The organism is Azospirillum sp. SYSU D00513, assembly GCF_017356015.1.
Classification (GTDB): Bacteria; Pseudomonadota; Alphaproteobacteria; order Azospirillales; family Azospirillaceae; genus Azospirillum.
Map to the genome: position 1 here is coordinate 43,528 of NZ_JAFIQV010000045.1, position 10,467 is coordinate 53,994.

The 10,467-nt window shown below is 70.1% G+C and carries 8 protein-coding genes; 2 read left to right on the forward strand and 6 right to left on the reverse strand.

Features of this window, described 5'->3' with window-relative positions; genetic code table 11:
- Positions 1-3 precede the first annotated feature (3 nt).
- From JUB11_RS26165 to JUB11_RS26175, 3 genes are all read right to left on the reverse strand, one after another.
- Positions 4-1,191 (reverse strand): ABC transporter permease, encoded by a 1,188-nt coding sequence (locus tag JUB11_RS26165; protein WP_207461733.1) that lies wholly within the window; start codon positions 1,189-1,191, stop codon positions 4-6.
- Entirely contained in the window at positions 1,188-2,249 is a 1,062-nt protein-coding gene (locus JUB11_RS26170) for an ABC transporter ATP-binding protein (protein ID WP_207461734.1), read from the reverse strand. Before JUB11_RS26170 ends, JUB11_RS26165 begins: the two co-directional genes overlap by 4 nt.
- An 83-nt stretch (positions 2,250-2,332) precedes the next feature.
- Positions 2,333-3,385, reverse strand: a complete 1,053-nt coding sequence (locus JUB11_RS26175) for an ABC transporter substrate-binding protein (RefSeq protein WP_207461735.1) — start codon at positions 3,383-3,385, stop codon at positions 2,333-2,335.
- Positions 3,386-3,604: 219 nt separating this feature from the next.
- Between JUB11_RS26175 and JUB11_RS26180 the strand changes: the two genes are divergently transcribed.
- Positions 3,605-4,153: a macro domain-containing protein gene (locus JUB11_RS26180; protein ID WP_207461736.1), complete on the forward strand. Its 549-nt coding sequence runs from the start codon at positions 3,605-3,607 to the stop codon at positions 4,151-4,153.
- Between the two features lie 27 nt (positions 4,154-4,180).
- Here JUB11_RS26180 and JUB11_RS26185 read toward each other — a convergent pair whose 3' ends face one another.
- From JUB11_RS26185 to JUB11_RS26195, 3 genes are all read right to left on the reverse strand, one after another.
- Positions 4,181-4,456 carry a hypothetical protein gene (locus tag JUB11_RS26185; RefSeq protein WP_207461737.1) on the reverse strand — a complete coding sequence of 92 codons (276 nt, stop codon included), beginning with the start codon at positions 4,454-4,456 and terminating at the stop codon, positions 4,181-4,183.
- A gap of 109 nt (positions 4,457-4,565) precedes the next feature.
- Complete coding sequence (locus JUB11_RS26190) at positions 4,566-5,864, reverse strand: glycosyl hydrolase family 8 (RefSeq protein ID WP_207461738.1); 1,299 nt, start codon at positions 5,862-5,864, stop codon at positions 4,566-4,568.
- A gap of 156 nt (positions 5,865-6,020) precedes the next feature.
- The gene (locus JUB11_RS26195) at positions 6,021-8,963 is read right to left on the reverse strand and encodes a PAS domain S-box protein (RefSeq protein WP_207461739.1); all 2,943 of its coding nucleotides are present in this window, start codon (positions 8,961-8,963) and stop codon (positions 6,021-6,023) included.
- A gap of 445 nt (positions 8,964-9,408) precedes the next feature.
- Here JUB11_RS26195 and ytfQ point away from each other — a divergent pair, with 445 nt between their 5' ends.
- Positions 9,409-10,383 (forward strand): galactofuranose ABC transporter, galactofuranose-binding protein YtfQ, encoded by a 975-nt coding sequence (gene ytfQ, locus JUB11_RS26200; protein WP_247887332.1) that lies wholly within the window; start codon positions 9,409-9,411, stop codon positions 10,381-10,383.
- The last annotated feature ends 84 nt before the right edge of the window (positions 10,384-10,467 follow it).

Consider the following 10,467-nt stretch of genomic DNA (forward strand, 5'->3'; position numbering starts at 1 on the left):
CGCTCACGCCCCCGGCAGTTGCGGCGAACGGGACAGCCGCCCATAGACCAGATACAGCAGCGTCGTCACCGTCAGCAGGATCAGGCCCAGCGCACCCGCCATGCCCCAGTTGGCCGTGCCCGTCGCGTAGAAGGCGATGACCGAGCTGATCATCTGGTCGCCCGCCCCGCCGACCAGCGCCGGGGTGATGTAGTAGCCGATGGCCACCATGAAGACGAGGAGCGATCCCGACAGCAGCCCGGGCAGGCTGAGCGGCAGAAGCACGTGCCAGAAGGCGCGCAACGGCCCCGCCCCCATGGAGGCTGCCGCCGGCATCAGGTTGCGGGGGACCGACAGCAGCACGCTGTAGATCGGCAGCACCATGAAGGGCAGCAGGACATGGGTCATGGCGATCACCACCCCCAGCCGGTTGAAGATCAGCGGCAGCGGCTCCTCGATCAGGCCGATGGCCTGGAGCGCGCCGTTGATCAGACCCTCGTTCTGCAAAAGGATGAACCAGGCGGCCGTGCGCACCAGAAGCGAGGTCCAGAGCGGCAGCAGCACGGCCATCAGCAGTGCCGCGCGCACCCAGCCGGTCGCGGCGGCGGCGAGCATGGCATAGGGCAGGCCGATGGCGGCGCAGGCCAGCGTCACCGTGGCGGCCACCAGGAAGGTGCGCGCCATGATCACCCGGTTGGCGGCGGCCTCCGGATCGGCGTTCACGATGGCGCCGTCCGCGTCGCGCCGCAGATCGACGGCGGCGAGCAGGTTGCGGTCGGTGTAGCGCGGCACGGCGGCCTTCAGCGCCAGCCAGAATCGCGGCTGCTCCCAGCGCGGGTCCACGGCGGGGAGGGAGACGGCCCCCGGATCGGCGGCATCGCGCGCGGCGCCCGCCGTGCGGGTCAGCAGGGTGCGGAAGCCCGACACGGCGCTGTTCAGCCGCCGCACCGCCTCGCCCAAGGCCTGCTGGTCGTCGGCGGCGCGCAGGTCCTCGACCAGGGCGCGCTGCACCGGTTGGGGCGGCAGGCCCGCCCCGTCCCAGTCGGCCATGGCCTCGGCCGTGCGCGGCATGACGGTGCTCACCGCCTCGTCGGACACGGCGGCGGTCACCATCGCGCCGAGCGGCCAGAGGAAGAAGACGGCGAGGAAGAGCAACAGCGGCGCCACGAGCAGGAAGGCCCGCGACCGCTCTCCGGCGGTGGCCCGGCTCATCGCGCCAGCACCGTCAGGTCGGCCGGGTCGAAGCCTGCCGTCACCGGCGTGCCCACCGCCCAGTCGCCGGCCAGCCGCTCGCAGCGCGCCACGAGGCCGAGGGGCCCGCTCGCCAACTGCACCCGCATGTGGTCGCCGTGATAGACGCAGTCGGAAATCGTGACCGGCAGGAGGTTGCCGCCGACGGAGTCGGCGCCCAGCCGGATGCGCTCCGGCCGCAGGGACAGCGACACCTCCTGGCCCAGGGCGAGCCCGTCCGTCCGGCGCACCCGGAGCGGCAGCCCCTCCACGATCACCGTCGCGGTGGCGTCCTCCAGCGCCGCGACCCGGCCCTCCATCAGGTTCGTCTCCCCGATGAACTGGGCGACGAAGCGGCTGCGCGGCGTGTCGTAGACGGCGTGCGGGGCGTCGAGCTGCTCGATCCGCCCGGCGTTGAACACGCCGATGCGGTCGGACATGGTCAGCGCCTCCGTCTGGTCGTGGGTGACGAAGACGATGGTCAGGCCGAGCCGGCGGTGCAGGTCGCGGATCTCGATCTGCATGTGCTCGCGCAGCTGCTTGTCGAGCGCGCCCAGCGGTTCGTCCATCAGGATCACGTCGGGCTCGAAGACCAGGGCGCGGGTCAGCGCCACCCGCTGCTGCTGCCCGCCGGAGAGCTGCGAGGGGCGGCGGTCCTTCAGCGCGCCGAGCCGGACCATGTCCAGCGCGCGCTCCACCCGGCGGTCGATCTCCGCGCGCGGCAGGCGCTGCATGCGCAGGGGGAAGGCGACGTTTTCCGCCACGGTCATGTGGGGAAACAGGGCGTAATTCTGGAACACCACCCCCATCTGCCGCCGGTGCGGGGGCAGATGGTCGATGCGCTTGCCGCCGAGATGGATCGTGCCGCTCGTCGGGCGTTCAAATCCCGCGAGCATCATCAGGATCGTGGTCTTGCCGGAGCCCGAGGGCCCGAGCAGGCTGAGGAATTCCCCCTTGGCGATGCCGAGGTCGAGATTGTCGACCACGGTCAGTGGGCCGAAGGCCTTGGAAACGGACTCGAACTGGATGAACGGCTGCATGAACCTGCCTTGACGCGCACCGGATGCCGTGTGGTTTCGCAAACGGGGACCGGCGCGCCGGCACCGGCCCCCCAGGGCATGGACTAGCGGGCGAGCCACGCGTTGAAGCGGGCGTTCAACTCCTCGATGTTGTCCACCCAGAAATCGGCGTCGAGCGCCAGGGTGCCTTCGAGGTTCTTCGGCGTCGTCGGCAGGTCGCCCTGCAATGCCGCCGGGACGGCCGACGCCGCCTGCTTGTTCGGCAGGCCATAGGCGATGTAGTCCGGCAGCTTGGCCTGGTTCTCGGCCTTGCTGGCGAAGGCGATGAAGTCCATGCCCGCCTGCCGGTTCGGGCTGTCCTTCAGCACCACCCAGCTGTCCACGGCGTAGACGCTGCCCGGCCAGACGACCTTGAAATTCTTGCCCTCGGACTTGTTGATGCCGGAGATGCGGCCGTTGTAGGCCGAGGTCATCACCACCTCGCCCGACGCCAGGAGCTGAAGCGGCTGGGCGCCCGATTCCCACCAGACGATGTGCGGCTTCAGCGCGTCCAGCTTCTTGAAGGCGCGGTCCACGCCGGCCGGCGTGCCCAGCGTCTCGTACACCTTGTCGGCCGGGACGCCGTCCGCCATCAGCGCGAATTCCAGCGCGTATTTCGGACCGCGCCGCAGGCCGCGCTTGCCCGGGAACTTCTCGACGTTCCAGAAATCCGCCCAGGAAGTCGGCGCCGTCGTCAGCTTGCCGGCGTCGTAGCTCAGCGCCGTGCTCCAGACGATAGCGCCGACGCCGCAGTCGCTGACCGCCGCCGGCAGAAAGCTCTCCTTGCCGCCGAGCTTGCTCCAGTCCAGCTTCTCGTAGAAGCCGTCGGCGCAGCCGAGCGCCAGTTCCTCCGCCTCGACCTGGACCACGTCCCAGTTGGGGACGCCCGCCTTGACCTTGGCGGCGATCACGCCGATGCCGCCGTCCCAGCTCTCGTCCAGCACCGGCTTGCCCGACAGCTTGGAGAAGGGCTCGAAGTAGATCTTGCGCTGGGCGTCCTGGTAATTGCCGCCCCAGGAGACCACGGTCAGATCGCGCGCCTGGCCGTCCTGCGCGCCGAACGCGCCGAGCAGGCAGGAAAGGCAACCGATGAGAGCCAGTCTTTTCGCGGATCGCATAGCGCATCTCCCTTGTCTTTGAGGTCGCTTAGGTTAGGCACACTCTTTCGGAAGTTGAAAGCCGCAAGCGCCATGCCAAAGCTTCGGATCCTGGGCCGGCACCGGCGGAAGCGGGGTGGAGCCGGCGGAAAGGGCGGGGGCCTTGACGGGCTTCGCGGCATCCTGCCGTATTCCGCGCCATTGGACGGCGGCATTGGACGATGAGCGAGGGAGGAACGGATGATCGCGTTCGACATCGAGGAGGCGGTTCTGCCCGGACGGGTGGTCGTCCTCAACCAGGGAATCACGGACATCCGCTGCGACGCGCTGGTGAACTCCGCGCACCCGACGCTGATGGCGGGCGGCGGAGTCTCCGGCGCGATCCACCGCGCCGCCGGGCCGGAGCTGGAACGGGCGGCGGCACCGCTCGGGCCGCTGGAGCCGGGTGAGGCGGTGGCGACTCCGGCCTTCCTGCTGCCGGCCCGCCACGTCATCCACGCCGTGGCACCGGTCTGGCACGGCGGCGGCAGCGGCGAGATGGAGGGACTCGAGCGCTGCTACGCGGCCATCCTCGCGCGGGCGGAGGAGGTCGGCGCGCGGTCGCTGGTGATCCCCACGATCGGCACGGGCATCTACGGTTGGCCGGCGGAGAACGCGGCGGAGATCGGCATCGGCGCCGCCGAGCGCTTCGTCGCCTCCGGGCCGGAGCGCCGCGCCGTCTTCGCCACGACGGATGGCGCGACGGCGCGCGTCTTCACGGCGCGGCTTTACCGCGACCTGCCGCGCTGAGGGAAGCGGGACGGGAAAGCCGAGGGCCTAGCGGCCCGCGGTCAGGAAGGCGCGCAGGGCCTCGGCGGCTTCCAGCGTGACCTGGGGGAAGAAGGCGACCTGCCCCTCGGGGAGACTCGGGGGCGTGCGGCGCTCGTCCTTTCCGGCGGCGTCCACGGCCGGGACGCCGTCCTGCGGGTCGAAGAAATGCAGGGCGAGCTGGCCATTGGGCTCCGCCGCATAGGGCAGGCCCGGCAGCGTCCGGCGTTCGGTGCCGGGCAGCAGATACTGTTCGCCTTGATCCGTCCGTTCCGTCCGCGCCATGCCGGGCATCCTGTCCGCGCCGCTGGAAATAACCTTGGCCCTCAGAATACAGGGGACGCGGCCCGGCGTCACGCACCCCGTCGGCGGTAGGCTTGCCGGTGTTGCCGGATCAGGGCTGGAACCAGTTCCCGGACATGACGATCATGGACAGGAGCTGCACCGTCTCCCCGTAATAGTCGCCGCCCTTGCGGCGGTTCGCCAGATGGTCCCACAGGGCGTCGAGGAACTTCTGGTTGGACGGGTCGAGCATGGCGCCGGCGCCGATGGGCGCCTGGAAGAAGACATGCTCGTAATTGCCGTCCACCGTGCCGTCCAGCCGGTAGGTCGCCCGGATCTTGCGCGGGTTGCCGCCGGAGGCCGATTTGAAGAAATCGATCATCTTCTGGCCGACGATGCGCGCGCGCGGGTCGCCCGACACGATGTAGTCCGACGCGAGGCGCCAGGGGTTGCGGCCGGCGTTCCAGGCGTAGAAGCCCTCCGTCATGCTCTCCAGCCGCCCGCCGGGCGAGGGGACCGGCTGGCCGGTGTCCACCGCCACCGCGAAGTCCGGGATCAGCCCCGTGCGCGGCGCGTGCCGGGCCTGGAGATAGTCCATCAGCTCGTAGCCGCGGTCGATCAGCCGCTCCCAGTGCCGGTCGCCCGTCGCCTTCAGGAAGGCACGGAAATGGCCGGGCATGAAATCGGAGGTGCGCGTCAGGTCTGGCGGATGGTTGCCGATGTAGCCCTCCTTCAGCGTCAGCCCGTCGCGGATCGCGTCGATGATCCTCACCGCCTCGGCCCGGTAGTCGATCGGGCCGTCGCTGCCCCACTGCCGGTCGGCCATCAGCAGGCCGAAGGCGATGTCGAGGTCGCCGTCCGCCGCCGGGTAGGGGTCCAGCGTCTGGCAGTCGTGCCCGACGATCCAGGACATCAGGTGCGGGCTGTTCTTGGAGGGGTGCATCCGCGTGAAGCGGAAGATGCCGTCGAAGATCTCGCGCGCCTGCGGGTCGGCCCCCGCCATGACCGGCAGGATCATCATGCCGTAGCCCTGGCCCTCGGACACGCCGATGCCGCGCTCCTGCCCGCCCTTGACCACCCAGCCGCCGCAGGTCCGGGCGAGATACTGGGACTTCCAGTGCCTGTAGAAGGCCAGGACGGCCTTGTCCATCTTGGCCCGGTCGCGGTTCGGAAGGATGGCGGCGGGGTTGTAGGCCCAGCGGTGCGCGCCGAAGGGATAGGCCACCGCCGCCGGATCGGCCGCCGGCGGCGCGTGCTGGGCCATCGCGACGATCCGTTCCAAGGGGAAGGGGGCCTGGGACGCGCGGGAGTCGGCGGACTCGCCGGCTTGGGCCGCATGGGCAGGAATCAGCCAGGCCAGGAGGGCCAGCCCGGCTGCCAGGCCCGTCTTCGAAGCGCGGGAACGGTTCATCGAAAGCCTCCTCGGTCAGCCCCCTATATGCGTGCCCGCCCGAAACCCGGCAAAGGCGATGAGGGCTAATACACTCCCAGAGGAGCGGAGGGCGCCTTCGGTATGAGGATTGGGCTGTTCGGGGACATGACGGGCCGCGAGTGGTAGGACGTGCCTTTAGCGCCCTGCCGTTGCCCCCTCGCGCTGCCGGGCGACCTGCATCAACTCGACGACCGTCTTCTGCAGCTCGCCCGCGGCGACCGGCTTGTGGAGCAGCCGGTAGCCGCCGTTCCGGGCCTCCACCAGCCGTTCCGGCGCCGTGTCGCCGGTCACGACCGCCGCCGGGATGCGGGAATCCAGCCGGGCGTGGACGGCGCCGACGACCGCCAGCCCGGTCTCGCCGCCGCGCAGCCGGTAGTCCACCAGGATCGCGTCCGGCCGGTGCCCCTCCTCCAGCAGGCGCAGCGCTTCCCGTTGCGAACCCGCGGCGACCGCCTGGTAGCCCCATTGCTCGATCATGGCCTGCATGCCCAGCCGGACCAGCTCCTCGTCGTCCACCACCATCACGAGACCGGACGGTGCGGTGGAGGCGGCGCTCTCCTCGGCCACGGCGGCGGGCGGCCGGGCGGCGATCGGCAGCTCGATGATGAAGGCCGACCCCCGGCCGGGAACGGAGCGGAGCCGCACCTCGTGGCCGAGCAGCCGCGCAAGGCGCCGCACCACGGCGAGGCCGAGGCCCAGCCCCTTGCTGCGGTCGCGCTCGGGGTTGCCGACCTGGAAGAACTCCTCGAACACCTCCGCCTGCCGGTCCGGCGCGATGCCGATGCCGGTGTCCACCACCTCGATGCGCAGCCGGTCGCCGCGCCGCCGGCAGCCGATCAGGATGCCGCCCTGTTCGGTGTAGCGCAGCGCGTTCTCGACGAGGTTGCGCAGCATGCGTTCCAGCAGGGTCGGGTCGCTGTGCACGACGGCGTCGCTGCCGACGACACGCAGCCTCAATCCCTTGGCGGCGGCGCGCGGGCCGTATTCGGCGGCCATCCGCCCGATGAGGGTGGAGACGGGCATGGCCGTGGGGTTGGCGACCACCAGCCCCGCGTCCAGCTTGGAGACGTCGAGCAGGCTGTCCAGCAGCATGCGCAACCCGTCCAGCGCCTGCTCCATCGCCAGCAGCATGCGCTCCGACGGCGTGCCCTTCAGCCGTTCCTGGAGGGCGGCCAGGAACAGGACCAGCGACTGCACGGGCTGGCGCAGGTCATGGCTGGCCGCGGCCAGGAACTTGGACTTGGCGATGTTGGCGCGCTCGGCCTCGGACTTCGCGGCGCGCAGGCTGTCCTCGTTGCGCTTGCGGTCGGTGATGTCGCGCGCGACGCCGACGATGCCGATGACCCGGCCCTCCACGGAACGCAGCGCGGCCTTGTTGGCGAGGTAGAGGCGCGGCTCGCCGAGGCTGCGGTCGAAGATCTCCTCCTCCATCACGACCGGGGTCCCGCTCTCCATGATCTGCCGGTCGGAGGCCTCGATGTGGGCGGCGACCTCCGGCGGGAAGAGGTCGCGGTCGCGGGCGCCGAGCACCTGTTCGCGGTCGAGCGCGAAGACGCGGCAGGTGTCGGCGTTGACCATGACGTAATGGCCCTCCGTGTCCTTCACGAACATCGAATCCGGAATGCTTTCCAGCACCGTTTCCAGCAGGGTGTTGCTGTGCTGGATCCGGCGGTCGGCCTCGCGCCGGTCGGTGACGTCGCGCATGAGGGCGGTGAAGAACCGATCGCCGCCGAGGCTCCAGGCGGCCATGGACAGTTCCAGCGGGAAGGCCGAGCCGTCCTTGCGGCGCCCCTCCGCCGCGCGGCCGGTGCCGATGTCCCGCCAGCGGTCCAGCGCCGGGACCAGCATCGTGAGCGGCTTTCCCGCGGCTTGCTCCGCCCCGTAGCCGAAGATCCGTTCCGCCGCGGGGTTGAAGGACTGGATGAGGCCGGTTGCGTCCAGCACGACGACCGCGTCCGCGGCCGTGTCCACGATGGCGCGCAGGCGGGTCTCGGCCTGGCGGGATTCCGCGAGCAGGCTTTCGCGGGCGCCGGCGTGGCGGTCGAGGTCGTCGGCCAGATCGTCGAAAGCCCGTCCCAGCGCGGCGATCTCCGGCGGTCCCTGCAGCCCCGCCCGCGCCGACCGGTCGCCGGCGCGCCAGCGCCGCGTCACCTCCGTCAGTGCCGCGAGCGGCCGGTTCAGCGCGCGCTGCCCGCCCCACCAGGCGGCGAGCAGGCTGAGCAGCAGCACCGCGCCGGCCAGCGCCAGCGAGCGCCACATGGCGTGGTCGATGTTCTCGAAGGCGACGTTCCGGTCGAACCCGACGACGAGCAGGAGATCCCTCCGCCCATCCATCAGCGGCGCATGGGCCAGGATGCGGGTAACGCCGTCCAGGCCGGGCATCTCGGCCGTGCCGGGTTCCACCGCGTCGAGGAGCGGGCGGTAGAAGGGCGGCAGCGGCCGCCCGGTGGTGCCGGGAATGTCCGGCACCCGAGCCAGGACGATGCCGCCGCGGTCGATGAGGGTCACCGACGTGTTTGGGGGCAGGGCCATCCGCGCCAGGTAATCGGCCATCCAGTTGATGTCGAGCAGGGCGGTCAGCACCCCGGCCGGCCGCTCCGCGGTGTCGCGGTAGGGCAGGCTAAAGGGAAGCACCGGCCGCCGGTCAGAGCGACGCTCGGAGAATTCGCCCACGACGAATCCGCCGGTTTCCAGCGCGGCGCGCAGGTGCGGCCGGTCGGCGACGGAGATGCCGATGCCCGCCCGGTTCGTCCCGCAACGGATGACGCCGTCCCGGTCGGTGACCGCGAAATCGAGGAAGGCGGGGTAGTCGGGGCGGAGCCGGTCCAGCAGGCCCTGGCAGTTCCGCATGTCGGACTCGCGCAGCGACCGCGTCTGGCGCAGCGTCACCATGGTCTGGCGGATGCCCTCCACCAGCCGGACATATTCGCCGGCGATCAGGCCCAGTGTGCGGGCCACCTGCTGGTGGACCTCGGCCTCCCGCGCGCGCCGCAGTTCGATCTGATTCCACACCTCGATGCCGGTGATCGGAAGCAGAACCAGCAGGACCAGGGCGACGAGGCGGTGAAACAGGCTCATGGGCGCCGGACGGGGTCCGTTCCGAAAAGGGGAATTCTGCGACGTGCCATGGCCCTGTCCCGCTGGAGGACGCCGGTGCGCGGAACGGCCCTTGCCGTCGCCGCCCTTCGACGTGCGTTTCCGGAATGGGAGTCTTCCACGCAGCCACGGATCAGCACCAGTAGGTCTTACCGCATAGAGGCAGCCGGCGCCCGTCCGGCCCCCGCTGGTTTTCTCTTATCGTCATTTAATAGTATTAATCGCCGGAAGGCGTGTTATGGTGGTCGCGGATCGTCCGTGGGGCTGATTGTCCCGCGCGGCGATGTCCGGGCGCCATGCAGGGCCTCCCCGCGAGGCCCGCGCGCCGGGACCAGGAACGCGTGCCCGAGAAGCCACCGTCCAAGACGGAATCCGCTCGAAAAGCAACCCGCTGAAAAAGCAAGACATCCCTAGGGAGGGGAACAACATGACGCTGAAGACCGTGATCATGGCGATGTCGCTGGCCGCCGCTGCCACAGCGGCAGTCACCGCCGCCCTGCCCGCCGCCGCCCAGGACAAGCTGACCGTCGGCTTCTCCCAGGTCGGCTCGGAATCCGGCTGGCGCGCCGCCGAGACCAAGGTCGGCAAGATGCAGGCCGAACAGCGCGGCATCACCTTCAAGATCTCCGACGCCCAGCAGAAGCAGGAGAACCAGATCAAGGCGATCCGCGCCTTCATCGCCCAGGGCGTGGACGCGATCTTCCTGGCCCCGGTCGTCGCCACCGGCTGGGATCCGGTGCTGAAGGAGGCCAAGGACGCCAAGATCCCGGTCGTGCTGCTCGACCGCGCCATCAACACCAAGGACGAGTCGCTCTACCTGACGGCCGTCACCTCGGACACGGTCCATGAGGGACGCCTCGCCGCCGAATGGCTCGCCAAGGACACGGGCGGCACCTGCAACATCGTCGAACTCCAGGGAACCGTCGGCTCCAGCCCGGCGATCAACCGCAAGAAGGGCTTCGACGAGGTCGTCGCCAAGACCCCCGGCTTCAAGCTCCTGCGCACCCAGTCCGGCGACTTCACCCGGACCAAGGGCAAGGAGGTCATGGAAAGCTTCATCAAGGCCGAGAACGGCGGAAAGAACATCTGCGCCGTCTACGCCCACAACGACGACATGGCGCTGGGCGCCATCCAGGCCATCAAGGAAGCCGGCCTGAAGCCCGGCAAGGACATCAAGGTCGTGTCCATCGACGGCGTCCCCGACATCTTCAAGGCGATGGCCGACGGCGAGGCGAACGCCACCGTCGAGCTGACCCCGAACATGGCCGGCCCCGCCTTCGACGCGCTGGTCGCCTACAAGAAGGACGGCAAGGCCCCGGCCAAGTGGATCCAGACCGAATCCACCCTGTACCTGCCGGACACGGCCAAGGCCGAGTACGAGCGCCGCAAGGACCTGTACTGAGAGCCTGTTTGACTGAAACCTGCTTCTGCCTGTTGGTGACGGCAGGAGGAGTGGACGATGTGGACAGACGCGCAGCGGGAAAAG

Coding starts and splice junctions, on each gene's coding strand:
- JUB11_RS26165 (WP_207461733.1), bottom strand. CDS start 1,191: ATGAGCCGGGCCACCGCCGGAGAGCGGTCGCGGGCCTTCCTGCTCGTG.
- JUB11_RS26170 (WP_207461734.1), bottom strand. CDS start 2,249: ATGCAGCCGTTCATCCAGTTCGAGTCCGTTTCCAAGGCCTTCGGCCCA.
- JUB11_RS26175 (WP_207461735.1), bottom strand. CDS start 3,385: ATGCGATCCGCGAAAAGACTGGCTCTCATCGGTTGCCTTTCCTGCCTG.
- JUB11_RS26180 (WP_207461736.1), top strand. CDS start 3,605: ATGATCGCGTTCGACATCGAGGAGGCGGTTCTGCCCGGACGGGTGGTC.
- JUB11_RS26185 (WP_207461737.1), bottom strand. CDS start 4,456: ATGGCGCGGACGGAACGGACGGATCAAGGCGAACAGTATCTGCTGCCC.
- JUB11_RS26190 (WP_207461738.1), bottom strand. CDS start 5,864: ATGAACCGTTCCCGCGCTTCGAAGACGGGCCTGGCAGCCGGGCTGGCC.
- JUB11_RS26195 (WP_207461739.1), bottom strand. CDS start 8,963: ATGAGCCTGTTTCACCGCCTCGTCGCCCTGGTCCTGCTGGTTCTGCTT.
- ytfQ (WP_247887332.1), top strand. CDS start 9,409: ATGACGCTGAAGACCGTGATCATGGCGATGTCGCTGGCCGCCGCTGCC.